The sequence below is a fragment of the Streptomyces sp. NPDC044921 genome (assembly GCF_056432865.1).
On sequence record NZ_JBWKIF010000002.1, the window covers coordinates 369639 to 386124 of the forward strand.

Annotated in this window: 17 protein-coding genes and 1 pseudogene; 9 read left to right on the forward strand and 9 right to left on the reverse strand. The window is 73.9% G+C overall.

All coding sequences use genetic code 11. From position 1 onward, the window contains the following. Nucleotides 1-155: 155 nt before the first annotated feature. The 3 genes and pseudogenes from AC07DA_RS04365 to AC07DA_RS04375 all read right to left on the reverse strand — a co-directional run. Complete coding sequence (locus AC07DA_RS04365; protein WP_479124449.1) at nt 156-1259, reverse strand: GNAT family N-acetyltransferase; 1104 nt, start codon at nt 1257-1259, stop codon at nt 156-158. A gap of 95 nt (nt 1260-1354) precedes the next feature. Then, nucleotides 1355-1705 carry a hypothetical protein gene (locus tag AC07DA_RS04370; protein ID WP_479124451.1) on the reverse strand — a complete coding sequence of 117 codons (351 nt, stop codon included), beginning with the start codon at nt 1703-1705 and terminating at the stop codon, nt 1355-1357. A gap of 230 nt (nt 1706-1935) precedes the next feature. Further along, nucleotides 1936-2165 (reverse strand): annotated as a pseudogene (locus tag AC07DA_RS04375) (hypothetical protein); the annotation flags it as partial. A 256-nt stretch (nt 2166-2421) separates the two neighbouring features. Between AC07DA_RS04375 and AC07DA_RS04380 the strand changes: the two are divergent. After that, the gene (locus tag AC07DA_RS04380; protein WP_479124452.1) at nt 2422-3774 is read left to right on the forward strand and encodes a diacylglycerol/lipid kinase family protein; all 1353 of its coding nucleotides are present in this window, start codon (nt 2422-2424) and stop codon (nt 3772-3774) included. A gap of 194 nt (nt 3775-3968) precedes the next feature. Here AC07DA_RS04380 and AC07DA_RS04385 read toward each other — a convergent pair whose 3' ends face one another. Beyond that, nucleotides 3969-4295, reverse strand: a complete 327-nt coding sequence (locus AC07DA_RS04385; protein ID WP_479124453.1) for an antibiotic biosynthesis monooxygenase family protein — start codon at nt 4293-4295, stop codon at nt 3969-3971. A 116-nt stretch (nt 4296-4411) separates the two neighbouring features. Here AC07DA_RS04385 and AC07DA_RS04390 point away from each other — a divergent pair, with 116 nt between their 5' ends. Further along, on the forward strand, nt 4412-5362 hold the full coding sequence (locus tag AC07DA_RS04390; protein ID WP_479124455.1) for a DUF1731 domain-containing protein: 951 nt from the start codon (nt 4412-4414) through the stop codon (nt 5360-5362). A 19-nt stretch (nt 5363-5381) separates the two neighbouring features. On the opposite strand, the gene AC07DA_RS04395 is transcribed toward AC07DA_RS04390, so the two are convergent. Both AC07DA_RS04395 and AC07DA_RS04400 read right to left on the reverse strand, forming a co-directional pair. Next, nucleotides 5382-6260, reverse strand: a complete 879-nt coding sequence (locus tag AC07DA_RS04395; RefSeq protein ID WP_479124457.1) for an SCO4651 family lipoprotein — start codon at nt 6258-6260, stop codon at nt 5382-5384. A 107-nt stretch (nt 6261-6367) separates the two neighbouring features. Further along, nucleotides 6368-6517: a hypothetical protein gene (locus AC07DA_RS04400; RefSeq protein WP_479124459.1), complete on the reverse strand. Its 150-nt coding sequence runs from the start codon at nt 6515-6517 to the stop codon at nt 6368-6370. 139 nt (nt 6518-6656) lie between these two features. Between AC07DA_RS04400 and AC07DA_RS04405 the strand changes: the two genes are divergently transcribed. After that, nucleotides 6657-7085, forward strand: a complete 429-nt coding sequence (locus AC07DA_RS04405) for a hypothetical protein (protein WP_479124461.1) — start codon at nt 6657-6659, stop codon at nt 7083-7085. A gap of 236 nt (nt 7086-7321) precedes the next feature. Continuing rightward, nucleotides 7322-8962 carry a phosphoglucomutase (alpha-D-glucose-1,6-bisphosphate-dependent) gene (gene pgm / locus AC07DA_RS04410; protein WP_479124463.1) on the forward strand — a complete coding sequence of 547 codons (1641 nt, stop codon included), beginning with the start codon at nt 7322-7324 and terminating at the stop codon, nt 8960-8962. 57 nt (nt 8963-9019) lie between these two features. On the opposite strand, the gene AC07DA_RS04415 is transcribed toward pgm, so the two are convergent. After that, a complete protein-coding gene (locus tag AC07DA_RS04415; protein ID WP_479124465.1) occupies nt 9020-9328 on the reverse strand; it encodes a DUF5949 family protein in 309 nt (102 codons plus the stop codon). Between the two features lie 154 nt (nt 9329-9482). On the opposite strand from AC07DA_RS04415, the gene AC07DA_RS04420 reads away from it, so the two are divergent. Next, nucleotides 9483-9770 (forward strand): zinc-ribbon domain-containing protein, encoded by a 288-nt coding sequence (locus tag AC07DA_RS04420; protein WP_479124466.1) that lies wholly within the window; start codon nt 9483-9485, stop codon nt 9768-9770. Between the two features lie 452 nt (nt 9771-10222). Here the strand turns inward: AC07DA_RS04420 and AC07DA_RS04425 are convergent, their stop codons facing one another. Next, the gene (locus tag AC07DA_RS04425) at nt 10223-10651 is read right to left on the reverse strand and encodes a hypothetical protein (protein WP_479124468.1); all 429 of its coding nucleotides are present in this window, start codon (nt 10649-10651) and stop codon (nt 10223-10225) included. 172 nt (nt 10652-10823) lie between these two features. Between AC07DA_RS04425 and AC07DA_RS04430 the strand changes: the two genes are divergently transcribed. The 3 genes from AC07DA_RS04430 (at nt 10824) to AC07DA_RS04440 (ending at nt 13820) form a co-directional block, all read left to right on the forward strand. Further along, nucleotides 10824-11303, forward strand: coding sequence for an SRPBCC family protein (locus AC07DA_RS04430; RefSeq protein ID WP_479124470.1), 480 nt, complete (start codon nt 10824-10826; stop codon nt 11301-11303). Between the two features lie 267 nt (nt 11304-11570). Continuing rightward, nucleotides 11571-12575, forward strand: coding sequence for a trypsin-like serine peptidase (locus tag AC07DA_RS04435; RefSeq protein WP_479124472.1), 1005 nt, complete (start codon nt 11571-11573; stop codon nt 12573-12575). A gap of 126 nt (nt 12576-12701) precedes the next feature. Then, nucleotides 12702-13820 carry an NADAR family protein gene (locus AC07DA_RS04440; RefSeq protein ID WP_479124473.1) on the forward strand — a complete coding sequence of 373 codons (1119 nt, stop codon included), beginning with the start codon at nt 12702-12704 and terminating at the stop codon, nt 13818-13820. A 76-nt stretch (nt 13821-13896) separates the two neighbouring features. On the opposite strand, the gene AC07DA_RS04445 is transcribed toward AC07DA_RS04440, so the two are convergent. Next, complete coding sequence (locus tag AC07DA_RS04445) at nt 13897-14760, reverse strand: LLM class flavin-dependent oxidoreductase (protein ID WP_479124475.1); 864 nt, start codon at nt 14758-14760, stop codon at nt 13897-13899. Between the two features lie 164 nt (nt 14761-14924). Here AC07DA_RS04445 and AC07DA_RS04450 point away from each other — a divergent pair, with 164 nt between their 5' ends. After that, nucleotides 14925-16406 (forward strand): cytochrome P450, encoded by a 1482-nt coding sequence (locus AC07DA_RS04450; RefSeq protein ID WP_479124477.1) that lies wholly within the window; start codon nt 14925-14927, stop codon nt 16404-16406. Nucleotides 16407-16486 lie beyond the last annotated feature (80 nt).

The following is a 16486-nucleotide window of genomic DNA, read 5'->3' on the forward strand; positions in this document are numbered from 1 at the left end:
CACGACCGGCTGCCGTACGGACGCGGTGTACACCCACCACGGCTGCCGCAGAGACGCGGTGCGCACCCGCTCCCGGTGGCCGTGGGGCACGCCGCGGCACGCGAGCACCGGGAGGGCGAGGGCGCAACCTTCTCCTCGCGGCCGCCCCGCACCGCTCAGCGCTCACGCAGGCGGCCCAGTTCCTCCAGGGTCCGGGCCGCCGCGCTCGCCAGGCGGGGGCGGTTGCGGACGAAGCGACGGGTGGACCGGGCGGGCTCACGGCTCAGCCAGTGGGCGGCTCCGCCCGGCACCGGCCGGACCACCGCCCCCTCGTACACCCGCAGGTCACGGGTTTTCAGCGACTCCTTGTAGCGGGCCGGGCCGCTGCCCAGGTCGACGATCTCGATCCCGTCGGCCGCCGCGGCCTCCAGCATCCGCAACTGCAGCACCAGCCCGGGGGAGTACTTGGCGTAGGCGCGGTCGTACGCCGGGAACCACCAGGACAGCACCGTGCGCGAGCGCAGGCCGAAGTGCGCGGCGACGGGCCGGCCCGCGGCGTACAGCACGGACAGCACGCCACGGCACTCCGGCTCCTCGCTCCCGCCGAGCAGCCCCACCAGCCGGGTGATCCACTCCTGCGCGAACCGGTCCCGGCGGCCCGTGCGCCGGTACTGCGCCGACTTCCACTCCATCAGCGCCCGCAGGGCCCCCGGGTCCCGGGCGTCGTACACGAACCGCACCTCGCCGGCCTGCCGCGCCAGCCTGCGTTCCTTGGCCAGGGTCTGTCTGAGGAAACCGGGCGACTTCGCCCGCAGCCGCTCCGTGTACCGGGCGAAGCCCTCGCCGATGTCGACGACGGGTGAGGCGAGTTCCTCGGCGGCGTGCGCCGCGAACGCCTCCTGACCGGCCTCCAAGTTGTCGAACTCCCAGGACGACAGCCCGCAGACCCGCAACAGCCGGTGTGCGTCCAGGCGGATCCCGGGGCGCAGCACCGCCCCCTGACTGTCCGACACCCCGAGCCCGACGGCCCGGCCCCGCCCCAGCCGGCCCCTCTCGTACGGGAAGTACCCGACGGGCGAGCCGTCCTCCTGCAGCACCGCCACTCTGGCTCCCGGCCTGACCCGCCCCACGGCCGCGGTGAACCCCGGGTCGAGGAAGGGGTTCGCCGGGGCTCCGGACTCGGTGCGGATCTCCCGCCACATCTTCCGGTCGTCCGGGCCCAGTTCGTCCGGCCGCAGAACGAGCACGCGCTTTCCAGGCAATTCCGCCTCCTGTGTCATCGGCTGGGGACACGCGAAGGCCTGCACATCGCCGCGCCAGGGCACCCGGCGGTACGCGGGTTCGCACGGCGCAGGCCTGCTCGGTACCGCCGCTCTCAGCAGCGGAACGCCCGCAGCTCCACGGCGTTGGGGACGGCTCCACCGGACGCCGGCCACCGCCCGGCCCTCGTCGACGGCCCGCCCGCGTCCCGGTCGGTCCGGGGCGCCGCGGCCACCACGGCACTCACCCCGGCCGCTCCCGCCGCCCGCGGTGTGCGCGCCGCGAGCTGCCGCACCGACGGCTCCCCCTCACACGGACCCGGCTTTTCGGCCTCCTCGGCGGCACCACCGGAAGACGCACCCGGCTCCACGACGTCCGCCGCCACGGCGGCGGACGCGCGCCCGTCGCCCGCCGGTCCCGGCACGAGCAGCTGCAGCATCAGCAGGCAGGCCAGCAGGCCCGCCACCGCTGCCCCTCGTCGCCGCACCATCGGACCCCTGACCTGGGTAGAGCGGGGGGCGCCCCACGCGACCTCGACCCCAGGGCCGGCGCCGGACCAGACCCCCCGTCACGGCCGGCTGCGCCTTCCAGTAGGCCGAGCGCATCGACGCCCAGTCAACCCCCGGTGAGCCGATTCGCCCCACTCGCTCGATCGCGGCGGCAACACGAGGGAAAGCGCTACCTCCGGAGAGGGTGTCAGTCGCCCACGCCCGGCACCTCGCCGCCTTCGGCGCCCGCCCCGTCACCGATCTCGCGGACCAGTTCGATGGCTCGCCGAGGGTGCCGAGCCGCTCGTCGAGGGTGTCCCCGGCCGGATAGAGGCGGACGGTGTCCACACCGGCGTCCCGCCAGACGCGCAGCCGCGCGCGCACCATCTCCTGTGTGCCGATGAGCGTCGTCGCCAGCACCATCTCGTCGCGTAATAAGACTCACTCGGTCAAGAGGGCGGCCGACCGGGGCGATGAGCAGGAGGGGCGGCGTGCCCCGGTGCGCGCGGACGGGCCCGGCGAGCCGCGTACGCTACCGATGGCTCCCTCGCGCGGGATCCTCGCGTCTGACGTGCCCGCCGGCGGGGGAGCCATCAGGACGGCAGCGGCCGAGCCGTGTCGTCGGCGGGCACGATGTGCACGCCCGGACGCGGTCCCCAAGGCCCGGCCGCGCCGGTTCGAGCGGAGGAGCGAGATGGGATCGGCGATGAGCGAACGGCATCACCGCCGCCAGCGATGGGCCGCCAGGGCGGCCCTGGCCGCGGCCGCGTCGGCGGCACTGCTGCCCCTCGTCTCCGGCGGCCTGCGGGGACTGCTGCTGCTCGTGGCCGCGCTGGCGGGCCTCGCCCTGACCGCGGCCGCCCTGTGGTGGGTGCTGTCCCGGCGCGGAGCGGTCCGCATGGCCGCGGCCACGCTGGCCCTGGTGGCACCCGTCGGCCTCATCACCCTCTTCGCCGCCGCCAACCTCCTCTGGGTGGTCTTCCTGTCGCTGCTGCTGTGGTGCGCGGCGGTCTGGAGCGGCCGCTACGCGCTGCGCAGCACGGGCCTGCGGCCGGTACGGGTCAAGGAGTACCGCACCCCGCCGCCGCAGCGCCCCTTCCTGCTGCTCAACCCGCGCTCCGGCGGCGGCAAGGTCGAGAAGTTCCACCTGAAGGAGAAGGCCGAGGCGCTGGGGGCCCGGGTCGTCCTGCTCGACCCGGAGCAGCGCCAGGACGTCACCGCCCTCGCCCGTGCCGCCGTGGCCGACGGGGCCGACCTGCTCGGGGTGGCGGGCGGCGACGGCACCCAGGCGCTGGTCGCCGCCGTCGCGGCCGAGCACGGCCTGCCGTTCCTCGTCATCGCGGCCGGCACCCGCAACCACTTCGCCATGGACCTGGGCCTGGACCGCGACGACCCGGCCGCCTGCCTCGACGCCCTCACCGACGGCGTCGAACTCCGCGTCGACCTCGGCTTCGCCGACGACCGCCCCTTCGTCAACAACGCCTCGTTCGGTGTGTACGGGGCCGTCGTCCAGAGCCCCGGCTACCGCGAGGACAAGGTGGGCGCGGCGCTGGAGCGGCTGCCCGAGCTCCTCACCCGGCAGAGCGGCCCGCGTCTGACGGCCGTCGCCGACGGCACCACCATCGCCGACCCACAGGCCGTCCTGGTCAGCAACAACGCCTACCGCATGGACGACCCGTTCGGCTTCGGCCGCCGCGAGCGGCTCAACTCCGGGCGGCTGGGCGTCCTCGCCGTCCGGGTCGACAGCGCCGTCGAAGCCGCCGAACTGCTGCTCTCGCCGCGGCCCGAGGGGCTGACGGTGCTCACCGCCCAGCACGTGGTCGTCCAGGCCGACGAACCCCGGCTGGAGGTCGGGCTCGACGGCGAGGGGCTCACCATGGACACCCCCGTCCACTGCCGCATCGCCCGCCGCGCCCTGCGGGTCCGGGTGCCCCGCGACCGGCCCGGGGTCCCCGAGGCGCCCCCGCGGCTGGACTGGCGCCGGCTGCGCAAGCTGGCCGCCGCGGTCGGCCGCACGGCCGCACCGGGCCGCTCCCGGCAGGGCTGAACTGCCGTACGCGCCTGACCGCTCCCGGCACGGCTGAACTGCCGTACGCGCCTGACCGCTCCCGGCACGGCTGAACTGCCGTACGCGCCTGGCCGCTCCCGGCAGGGTTGAACGGCCGTACGCTCCCGGGCTGTGTGGCGGAAGGTCCCCCGCGCCGTCGGCACGGGGGACCTTCCGCCACGGGCCGCCGCGGGTCAGGCGCTCTTCGGCCCGGCCTGCTGCACGACCTCGAAGGACCACAGGGTCGAGCCGCTCGCCGCGGGCCGAGGCCGCTCGCCGCCCTCGCCGCCGCCCTGGTGCGCGGCCTTCATCGGCCCCTCCATCCAGGCCTGGAAGGACTCCTCGTCGCGCCAGCGCGTATAGACGAGGTAGGTGTCGGTGCCCTCCACCGGGCGGAGCAGCTCGAACCACTCGAACCCGTCGGAGCTCTCCACGGCGTGCGCGCGGGAGGCGAAGCGCTTCTCCAGCGTCTCCCGCTGCTCGGCGGGCACGGTCAGTACGTTGATCTTGACTACGCTCATGCGCCCATCTTGCCCGACGGCTCGAGCGCGCGGGCCGAGCCCCGGACCGCCACAGCTTTTGAACGCGTTCAAATATCGGCTAGAGTCGCTTCCACGCATCGACGGGGGAGGCCCGTGTGAAGTTCGTGCTGCCCGGTGGGACCGGACAGGTGGGAACAGTCCTGAAGCGCGCGCTCAGCGCGGCCGGACATGAGGTCGTCGTCCTCAGCCGGCGCCCCGCGCGCGAGGGCGAGGTGCACTGGGACGGCGCGCACCCGGGCCCCTGGACGGAGGAGATCGACGGCAGCGACGTCGTGGTCAACCTGGCGGGACGGAGCGTGAACTGCCGGTACACGCCCGGCAACCTGCGCCACATGATGGACTCCCGGGTGCACTCCACCCGGGCCGTGGGGGAGGCGATCGCCTCCGCCGCCCGCCCGCCCCGCGTCTGGCTGCAGATGAGCACCGCCACCGTCTACGCCCACCGCTTCGACGCCCCGAACGACGAGGCCACCGGCGTGATCGGCGGAAGCGAACCCGGCGTTCCCGGTTACTGGTCCTACAGCGTCGCCATCGCCCAGGCCTGGGAGCGGGCCCAGGAGGAGGCGGCCACCCCGCACACCCGCAAGGTGGCCCTGCGCGCCGCCATGGTGATGAGCCCCGACCGCGGCGGCGTTTTCGACGTCCTGCTGCGGATGGCCCGGCTCGGCCTCGGCGGCCCGGTCGGCGGGGGCGCGCAGTACGTGTCCTGGATCCACGACCGGGACTTCGTCCGGGCGGTCGACTTCCTCGTGGCCCGGGACGACATCACCGGGCCGGTCAACCTCGCCGCCCCCGGACCCCTGCCGCAGCGCGCCTTCATGCGGGCCCTGCGCGCCGCGTGGGGCGTCCCCGTGGGCGTGCTCGCGACACGGTGGATGGCCGAGATCGGCGCCTTCGTCCTGCGCTCGGACACCAAACTGCTGCTGAAGAGCCGCCGCGTCGTCCCCGGCCGCCTGCTCGACGCGGGCTTCACCTTCGACCGGCCGGACTGGCCGGCGGCCGCGGACGACCTCGTACGGCGGCTCCGCGGCCGCGACGCGCGGTGACGGGATACGGTGAACCCGGTCAGCTCTGCCGCTTGCCCTGTTCGAGGGCCTTGCCGGTCATGTCGGTGACCTGCCCGGCCGGGGGCGCCTCCGCCTCCACCTCGGTGCCGAAGTCGGTGAAGTCCATGACCGTGCGCACCGTGACCTTCTCCGGCGCGGACGAGGCGGTGCCGGAGGACCGTTGCGCCGGCTGCTGCGGGGCCTTGACGGTCATGTCGAGCTGCTGCCGGCGCAGCCGGCCCTCGTCGTCGAGCCACACGTCCATCGGCAGGGTGGGGCCGACCTGCTTGCGCAGGGTGTCGCCGTTCGGCAGCTCGGCGACGTCGACGTTGACGCGGTAGTGCGTGGTTCGCACGCCGTTGATCGTGGCCGTGCCCTTCTCGGTCACGTCCTTGTCCGTGATGGCCTTGGCGTAGGCGGCGGACCGCGCCGGATCGTTCACGCCGTGGTCGCCGGCGCCCTGCCGGCCGGCGACCTCGCCCAGGTCGATCCTGATCCAGGGCTTGCCGCCCGGAGCCTGCCCCTTCGGCATCTTCTGGTACAGCACCTGGTCGATCACGCGCTGCTCGATCCGCTGCCCCTGCGCGGTGAGCGTCATGACGCTGTCGCCGTCCTCCAGGTCGACGACGCCCTGCCCGTGCGCCGTCTCCGAGCGGCCCTCGACCGAGGTCTGCACGCGCAGGGCGACCTTGGCGGTGTCCTCCTCGGCCGTCCTGTCGTAGGCCGAGCGCACCACCCGCGTGCCCTGCTCCCCGGCCCCGGCGCTCGTCTTCGCCGAGGAGGCGCCCGCCTCCTTCTTCGTGCCGCCGTCGTCGCCGCAGCCGACCAGCACGGTGCCGGCCAGGACGCCCGCGACGCCTAAGACCCCGAGCTTCCTGCCGTTGCCTGCGCTGCCCATCGAACCAGCTCCTCTCACGTGGGTGTGGTGCGACTCATGTGCCCAAGCCGGGCCCTGACACACCTATCCGCTCAAGGAGTTGGATAACGGGCGCGATGCCCGGGCGGTCAGTGGCGGCGGCCGCGGAGCCTGCCGAGCAGACGCTGGGCCTGGGCGCGCTTGCGGGGGTCGGCCGCCGCCCGCCGGGCCTGTTCCACGGCCCGCCGCCCCTGCGGGCTCCGGGCGAATTCCTTGATGCGGTTGAGCATTCCGGCCATGACGCGCCTTCCTTCGTGATCGACGTGACGGGTGTCTGTAGCTCGCCTACCCCCTGGACCGGGTGCTCAGGCACACGCCCCCCGGTCGGTGCGCGACCGAACGTGTTTGGCGCCCGAGTCCGAGGCAAAGCGGTGTCACATGACTGAAGAGAACAAGCGCGCGAACCAGAAGCCGACCACCATCCGGGCCACGCAGTCCAAGGCCCGCCGCACGGCGGACAAGGCCACCGCCCCGGCGTCCCAGGCCGCCAAGGGCGCGGCAGACAAGGCCGGTGACGCGGCATCAGCCGCCAAGTCGGGCGCGGAGCGCTCCGCGGAGACGGCGAAGACGGCCGCGCAGACGGCGGCCAAGGGCGTCGAGGCGGGCCGCCAGGCGGTCGTCACGGCCTCGGGGCACGTCGCCACCACGGCGAAGACGGCCTGGACGGTCATCGCCCACCGCAAGCTCGTCGCCGCGGGCGTCGGTGCCGGCCTGACCGCCCTGAGCGCCGCCTCGTACGCCGTGGGCCGCCGCGCCGAACGCGGTGCGCACGGCCCGCTCACCCGGCTCACCGGCGGGCGGATCTGACCCCGGCCGGCACGCGCGGCGTGCCGGCCACGAGGGGCAGGCGGCGCGGCGCATCACCGGGCGTCCCGGTGGTCCGTAGCGCCGCCCTCTCGCCTGTGCGCGGCCGGGACGCCCCCAGGGCGCGTGGCATGGCGCACATCCTGCCCTCACCGGGGTGCCCCTCTCGCGCGCCACCGCCGTGACGAGGAAGGATGAGACCGCACACGAACGATCGACCCATGTGGAGGAGCGGGCCCATGCAGCACGAGCGAGCGGGCAGTCCGGCCGGACCCGAGGATCTCGTCGACGTCGCTCGGCTGGTGACCGCGTACTACGCGCTCCACCCCGACCTCGACGACCCGGGGCAGCGCGTGGCGTTCGGGACCTCCGGACACCGCGGATCGTCGCTGGCGAGCGCGTTCAACGACGACCACATCGCCGCGACCAGCCAGGCCATCTGCGAGTACCGCGCGGAACAGGGCATCGACGGCCCCCTGTTCCTGGGCGCCGACACCCACGCCCTGTCGGAGCCGGCGCGGGTCACGGCCCTGGAGGTGTTCGCCGCCAACGAGGTGACGGTGCTGATCGACGCCGCGGACGGCTACACGCCGACCCCGGCCGTCTCGCACGCCATCCTCACCCACAACCGCGGCCGCGGCACCGGCCTCGCGGACGGCGTCGTGGTCACCCCGTCCCACAACCCGCCCGCCGACGGCGGCTTCAAGTACAACCCGCCCAGCGGCGGCCCCGCCGCCTCCGACGCGACCTCCTGGATCCAGGACCGGGCGAACGAGATCATCCGGGGCGGCCTGAAGGACGTACGGCGCGTCTCCCACGCCCGCGCCCTCGCCGCCGCCACCACGGGCCGCTACGACTTCCTCGGCACCTACGTCGCCGACCTGCCTGCCGTCCTCGACCTGGACGCGATCCGCTCGGCCGGTGTGCGCATCGGCGCCGACCCGCTCGGCGGGGCCTCGGTCGCCTACTGGGGCCGCATCGCCGAACAGCACGGCCTCGACCTGACTGTGGTCAACCCGCACACCGACCCCACCTGGCGCTTCATGACGCTGGACTGGGACGGCAAGATCCGTATGGACTGCTCGTCGCCGTACGCCATGGCGTCGCTGATCGAGCAGCGCGAGCGGTTCGACATCGCCACCGGCAACGACGCCGACGCCGACCGGCACGGCATCGTCACCCCGGACGCGGGCCTGATGAACCCCAACCACTACCTCGCGGTCGCCATCTCCTACCTGTACGCCCACCGTGAGGACTGGCCGGCCGCCACCGGTGTCGGCAAGACGCTGGTGTCCTCCGCCATGATCGACCGGGTCGCCGCCGACCTGGGCCGCGAACTGGTCGAGGTGCCGGTCGGGTTCAAGTGGTTCGTGGACGGGCTCGTCGGCGGCACCATCGGCTTCGGCGGCGAGGAGTCGGCCGGGGCGTCGTTCCTGCGCCGCGACGGCTCCGTGTGGACCACCGACAAGGACGGCATCCTGCTGGCGCTGCTCGCCTCGGAGATCACCGCCGTCACCGGCAAGACCCCGTCCGAGCACTACGCGGGCCTGACCGCCCGCTTCGGCGAGCCGGCCTACGCGCGCATCGACGCCCCGGCGACCCGGGAGGAGAAGGCCCTGCTCGCCAAGCTCTCCCCGGCCCAGGTCAGCGCCGACACCCTGGCCGGGGACGCGGTCACCGCGGTGCTCACCGAGGCGCCCGGCAACGGCGCCCCCATCGGCGGCATCAAGGTGACGACGGACAACGCCTGGTTCGCGGCCCGCCCGTCCGGCACCGAGGACGTCTACAAGGTCTACGCCGAGTCCTTCCTCGGCCCCGACCACCTGCGCCGGGTCCAGGAGGAGGCCAAGGGCGTGGTGCTGGCGGCCCTGTCCGCCTGACCGGCGGCACGCCGCGGCCCGGGCCACCGCTCCACGTGACCCGGGCCGCGGGGGAACTCAGCCGCGCAGGCTGCGGGCGGGCAGCATGACGTGCACCGCCGAGGTGAGGACCTCCTCGTCGGAGGTGAAGGCGGCCAGCGTCCGGACGTCTCCCGGCTCGGCGCCCTCGGGCCACGGACGGGTGGCGAAGATCAGGTAGGAGGAGCCCAGTTCGGCCACCGCCTCCAGCCAGGTCTGCGGCGGTACGAACTGCGCCTTGAGGTGCTGCACGGTCAGGACGGCCGACCCGGGCACGACGAGCAGGCTCACCGGCAGACCGGGCCGCTGCGTCGCGTCGACCAGCCCCTCTGCTGAGATCGAGGTCACCGCGGCACCGTACCGGCGCACCCCGGGGGCCCGGCCCGCTGTCACCCGCCTGGACCACGCCCCGCCGGCCTCTCCACACGAACGAGGGGCCCGGGCGCCACACCGGCCCGTGATACAGGACACTGGACGAAGATCCGACCCGGGAGGACGACACGTGATCATCTTCGGCACCAAGGGATACCTGTACCAGCTCGCGATACTGACGCTGGTGTGCGGCCAGTGCGGCAACCCCTCCGCGCACACGCTCCGCAAGCGCGTCACGAAGTTCACCCTGTTCTTCGTGCCGCTGTTCCCCGTCTCCACGAAGTACCAGACGCAGTGCACCTTCTGCGGGGCCGAACAGAAGGTGACCAAGGAGCAGGCCGAACAGCTGCAGGCCCAGGGCGCGGGCGGCCAGGGCGGCCAGCCGTACGGGCAGCCGCAGCAGCAGAACCGGTTCTGAACCCGGCGCGTCCCACCGGGCGCGGGCGCCGTTCCGTCGGGTCCGGGCGGGTCCGCAGATGCCGGCGCTCCACCGCCTCCTCGACGCCGGTCCGCGCTCAGCCGCACCGCGCCGACCTCCATGAGCGCCGGGCCGCCCTCCCACGTCACCAGCCCCGCGGGGCCAGGGTGTCGGTCACCGCCGCGGCGAGCCGACCGCCGAGGTGGTCCTGGCAGACCCGGGCGGACGCCACGGCGCTGCCTGCCGGGTGGGACCGCCGCGCGTGGCCGAGCGCTCCCGCAACCGGGGCCCTCCGAGCCGGGCTGATCCACACCGCTCCGCCGCTGCCGCGGCCCGGCACCCCGAGTTCCGCCACGGCCTTCGCCCGGAGACGGCCCGCGCGCCCCCCCGCGTCCGCCGCGTGACCGCGGTCAGCACCGAGGCTCCGGACCGGTCCCGGCACGGCGGCGGGCTCACGGTCCGGTGGTGGGCGCCGGCGCCGCGCTCCGGCGGCGGTCGGACCGCAGCGCCGCGGCCGTCGCCGCCGCTCCCAGCCCTTCCCACACCCCGACCCCGACGAAGACGTCAGGTGCCCTGCCGCCGATCGCGGCGGCGATGAAGACGGTGCAGGTCAGCAGCCGGAACGGTACGGTCCAGCGGAAGAAGGCCCGCCAGTCGGCCAGGGCCGCCAGCACGTAGTACACGCCCATGTTGAGGGCCGCCATGGACGACGCGGTCATGAACGCGGGCGTGAAGTCCCCGGTCGCGCGCTCAGTCGGCGCGGTGAGACCGAGCAGGGACAGCTGGGCGGCCGGTGAGACCAGGCCGAGCACGCCGAGGGCGGCGGCGAGCAGGCCGAAGACGGCGATGGTCCAGCCCGGGGCGGAGCGGGGAAGGCGCACGCCGGGATCGTATCCGTGTTCGACCACCGGGTGTGGCCGGTTTCCGGTCACCGGTCGATCATTTGGGAGGTGGCAACCGCGGCATCCCGGGTACTCGACTGCCACGAGCCCGGACCTGTGTGTGGGCCGATGGGCCTCCCGCAGTCGATCAGTGAAAAACGGAGGCATGCAGATGAGCACCGTCAAGGAAACCGTGGAAGTCGACGTCCCCCTGCACACCGCCTACAACCAGTGGACGCAGTTCGAGGAGTTCCCGAACTTCATGGAGGGCGTCGAGGAGGTCAGGCAGATCGACGACCGTCACAACCACTGGACCACGAAGGTCGGCGGCGTGCGGCGCGAGTTCGACACGGAGATCGTCGACCAGCTGCCCGACGAGCGCGTCACCTGGCGCACGACCAGCGGAGACGTCAACCAGAAGGGCTCCGTACGCTTCGAGCGCGTGGACGACACCCACACGCGGGTGGAGCTGGTGATGGAGGTCGAGCCCAGTGGGATGGCCGAGAAGGCCGCGGACATGATGGGCACCATCGATCGCCGGGTGAAGGGCGACATGAGGCGCTTCAAGCAGTTCATCGAGGAGCGCGGCGGCGAGTCCGGCGGCTGGCGCGGCCGCATCCAGCCGGGCGGCGGCACCGGCCCCGCCCTCTGACCCTCCACGGCTCCACCGGGAACCCGGCTTCCGTCAGGAGGCCGGGTTTCTTCGTGCCCGCCTTCGCCGCGGGCCGCCCGGCGCTTCCCCCTGGCCCCTTGTGCGCTCCGCGCGGAGAGTACGTGACGTTTCGGCCATCGTTCTGTCATGCACCTGTCCATGTCGGCCTCCCGGTGGCACGCTGCCCTCTGACTGTCCGCAGCGACACCCCCTGCCTGACCGGGCGACGGCTTCCGCCGCCCGGCCCCCACAGCAGAAGGAGACCGCGTGATAGGCAGACCCCGTAGCCTCCGCCCGTCCGGCGCCACCCCGGTGCGCCGCACCGTGTTCGCCGCACTCGCAGGCGTCGCCGCGCTCCTCGCGACCGGCGTCACCGCCGCACCGGCCGGCGCCGCCCCGGAACCGGGCGTGGCGGCCCCCTCGGCGCGCGAACGCGCCCTGGCCTTCTGGACCCCGGAACGGATGCGCGCGGCCACCCCGCTCGACGTCCTGACCGTCGACCGCTCCGCGGTGCGGCCCGCGGCGCCCCGCAAGGGCAAGGCGACCGTCGTGGCGCCCAGCGCCCCCGCCTCCGCCGTCGGTCCCCTCGCCTTCCCGCACGGCGGCGGACCCTGGGCCGGCGGGGGAGCGGTGACCAAAACCGCCGGACGGGTGTTCTTCACCTACCAGGGGCGCACCGCCTCCTGCTCCGGCAACGCCGTCACCAGCGCCAACAAGAGCACGGTGCTGACCGCCGGGCACTGCGTGAAGATGCAGGGCGCCTGGCACACCAACTGGGTGTTCGTGCCCGGCTACCACGACGGGCAGCGGCCGTACGGCACCTGGGCGGCGGCCAGGGCCCTGTCCACGCCCCAGTGGACGGCCAGTGAGGACATCAACTACGACATCGGCGCCGCCGTCGTCGCCCCGCTCGACGGCAAGCGGCTCACCGACGTCGTCGGCGGCCAGGGCCTGGCCTTCAACACCGGCTACAACAAGGCCATGTACTCCTTCGGCTTCCCGGCGGCCGCCCCGTACGACGGCGAGAAGTTCATCTACTGCAGCGGCACCACCTTCCGCGACTTCCTGCTCTCCAGTGACCACGGTCTGACCTGCAACATGACCGGCGGCTCCAGCGGCGGCCCGTGGTTCACCCAGTTCGACGAGGCCACGGGCACCGGCCTGCAGTCCTCGGTGAACAGCTTCAAGTACAACTTCCTGCCCAACGCCATGTACGGCCCGTACTTCGGGGCCGACGCGCAGAACCTGTACCAGAGCGCCCAGTCCTCCTGAGCCACCGCCGCACCGGGAGCCGGGTCCTCCGCCGAGCCGTGACGGAGGACCCGGCTCTGCGGGTGTGCGCCGTCCCGTGCCGGCAATTCCCTTGCGGTGATCGCCGGTACGGACACAATGGCCTGAATGATCGGCAACCGCATCACCTCCCGCACGGCGGACGGCGTCCGCGTCCCCGGAACCTGGCGTCACGCCTTCATCCGCAACGGCGACTACTACCTCACCGACCTGTTCATCTACGCGGACGGGCTGATCGACTGCTGGGGCCTGGTCACCCTGGAGGAGTTCGAGCGGAAGCTGCGCAGCGGCTGGGTGGCCACCGAACTCCCGGAGGGCGCCCGGGTCTCCGCCCACGACCTGGCCGTGTGGACGTTCAGCGAGCCCCACGCGTGGCACACCCCCGAGCTGCTGCTGGCCGAGGTCCGCGACACCATCGACCAGCTCAACGGCCGGCCGGACTCCACGGACCGCTGCCTCGCCGCCGTCGACGTGTTCCTCGCCGAGCGGACCGAGGAGAACCGGGCCGCCGCCCGCGCCGCCTACTACGCCATCCCCGAGACCCAACGGCATTACGCGCTCGGCGACATGGACCGCAAGGACGAGCCGCTCCTGCTCCTGGTGACCGGACCCGGCGGAGAGCTCGCGTCGCTGCCCGGCGAGACCGTCGACCAGGACGAGTACGACGAGGCGGTCGCCTACTTCGAGGACCGGGCCAGGTGGCTGGCCGAACGCCCCGCACGCGTCCCGGCGGACGGGCCGGCGACCCCCGTGGCCCCCGCGATCCACCTCCCCCAGAGCCATCCGTTCAAGCCCTCGGACGCCCCGGGCAAGCAGGCGCTGCGCAACGACTACCCCGCGCCCGTTCGGGTCGACGGCGACACCTACCCCTCGGTGGCCCATGCGTACTGGGCCCTGTCCACCGCCGACCCCGCGTCCCGGGCCGCCGTCCGGGACGCGGACACGGCGTTCGCCGCACGCAACACGGCGGTCGGCGCACCCCGGCGCGAAGGGTGGGAAGAGGCCCGGACCGCCGTCATGGCCGCCCTGCTGCGGGCCAAGTACACCCAGCATCCGCATCTCGCCCGCGTCCTCCTGGACACGGCCGACGCGACCCTCGTCTACGACGACGACTCCGGCCACTGGGGCGACAACGGCGGCCGGGGCCGCAACTGGACCGGCCGCCTCCTGGAGCTCGTCCGGTCCGAACTCCGGGCCGGGCAGGCGGGGATCGCCCCGCTCGCCTAGGACGTGTCCGCAGGGCCCTCCGTCCGCCCGCAGGGCAGGAGGGACTTTGCGGACACGTCCTGGAGCGGCCGGCGGCTCAGCGCGTCGCCTCGGCGAGCCACTCGACCTGCCGCGGATCCGACGCCGCCGGCACGAAGATCAGCTCGTCGCAGCCGGCTTCGGCGAACGCCTCGGCGTAGGACGCGGCCATCTCCGCGGTCACCGCCGCACCGGCCGCGACCTGCGCCGCGGCCTCGCCGAGGAAGCCGTAATAGTCGCCGAGATAGCCGTCGGCGTGGGCCCGCGCGTCCGGGCCCAGCGCGAAGTAGGCCAGCGCCAGCTTGCGGGGCGTGCCCGTGCGGCCCGCCTCCTGCCACGCCGTGTCGACCCCGGCCGCGGCGCGGGCGAACGTGTCCGGCGTGCCGCCGCCCATGATCCAGCCGTCGCCCAGCCGGGCCACCCGCCGGAAGCTCGCCTCGGTCGCGCCGCCCAGAATGAGCTCGGGACCACCCTCACGCACGGGCTCGGGGCCGATCGCCCCGGCGAACCCCCGCTCCTCGCCCGCCCAGACCCGCTTCAACTCCACCAGCTGCTCCTCCAGCCGGCGCCCCCGGCCCCCCGTCGGCAGACCGCTCGCCGCGAAGTCGTCGTCACGCCCGCCCAGGCCCACGCCGAGCACGAACCGGCCCCCGGACAGCCGGTCGACGGAGGCCGCCTGCTTCGCCAGCAGCGCGGCGTTCGAGTACAGCGGCCCCAGCAGCACACTGGTCGTCAGCCGGATCCTGCTGGTCACGGCCGCGGCCGCGCTCAGCGCGACCAGCTCCTCGTACCCCGGGTAGACCAGCCGTCCGATCGTTCCGAGCGTGCTGAACCCCGCCTCCTCGGCCCGCCGCGCCCACTCCACGAGCACCCGGCCTTCGGTGCCGGGAACCGTGTTGGGAAGGCCTATACCGATGTCCATCCGTACCTCCGGTCACGCGAGGGAACTTGTCACCACTCCCTGCCCAGCACGCCGGGCGTGACGCATGCATCGCGGGGCCGGTGCATCCGGGGTCCGTGCCATGGGCATGCATCGGTCGTCTGTCGCCCCCACGACGGACGCCCCCACAAGGAGTGAGACCGGCCATGAACGCTCCCGCGACGCCCACCCGCACCGCCCCCGGAGACCTGCCCCTGATCGGCCACGGACTCCAACTCGCCCGCGATCCCCTGTCCTTCATTTGTTCCCTGCGCGCGCACGGCCCCGTCGTGCGCATACGCATCGGCCCCACCCCCGCCTACGTCGTCACCGACCCCGCTCTCACCCGCAGGGTCCTGGTCACCGACGCCGCGCACTACGCCAAGGGCGGCAGGATCATCGACGCGCTGCGCGTGTTCTTCGGCGACGGCCTCGCCACGATCGCGGACGGCGACGCCCACCTGCGCCACCGGCGGCTGATGCAGCCCATGTTCAGCAAGGCGCACATCGCGGGCCGCGGTGACGCCATGATCGAGCAGGTCGCGGCCATGGTCGCCGCCTGGCCCGAGGCCGAGCCGCGCGACGTCTGCGACGACATGAACGCGCTCACCCTCGCGGCCTTCCTCGTCGCCCTGTTCGGCGCGGACCTGCCGGAGCACCTGGCGGGCGAGTTCATCGCACTCATGCCGAAGCTCATGAAAGGAACGATCCGCCAGACGCTCCTCCCGCCCTGGGCGACCCGGCTGCCCCTGCCCGCCAACCGGGCGCACACACAGCGCGTCGCCCGTCTGCGCATCCTCATCGACCAGGCCGTCGACCACCGCGCGGGCCGGACGCCGGGGACGCCCCCCGGCGCCGGTGCCGGGACCGGTGCCACGCCGGCCGCCGCCGGGTGCCCGCACTCGGCGGCGGCCGGCGAGCGGCGGACCGGCCTGTTCGACACCCTGCTCACCGCCGAGGACCCGCTGAGCCGCCGTCAACTCCAGGACGAGGCCATCACGTTGCTGACCGGGGCGATCGAGACCACCGGCACCACGCTGGCCTGGACGCTGTACGAGATCACCCGCGACCCGCGTGTGGAGCGGCGGCTGCGCGCCGAACTGGCCGCGGTGTGCGGCGACCGCCCGCCGGGTTACGGCGATCTGGAGCATCTGCCGTACGCCCGCAGCGTGTTGCGGGAGGCCGTCCGCAAGTACGGCCCGGCCTGGCTGGTGACCAGGACGGCCACCCGCGCCGTCGATCTCGGCGGCCACCTCGTGCCCGAGGGCGCCGACGTGGTGTGGAGCCCCTACCTCCACCAGCACGACCCCGGCGTGTTCGCCGACCCGGACGTCTTCGATCCGGACCGCTGGACGCCGCAGAACGCGGCGGCCACCCGCGGCTCGTTTCTCGCCTTCGGCGACGGCCGGCGCAAGTGCATCGGCGAGAACTTCGCCTGGGCCGAACTCCACGTCATCCTGGCGACCATCCTGCGGACCTGGTCCTCCTTCGCCCTCACCTCCCGCCCGCCCCGGCCCCGGGCCGTCGTCACGGTGAAGCCGGACCGCCTCACCATGGCCTTCCACGGCAGGGCGGCCCGAGCACCGCACAGCGCCCCGGTGGTGCCCGGACCCGGAGGAGGAACACGACCCTCGCCCGCGGCGGGCTGACCCCGCGAAGAGGCCCGCGGCCCGTGGAGGCGAGGGCAACCTTCCCGTGGCTCGGCGGTCTTCCTTCCCGGGAGGTGTCC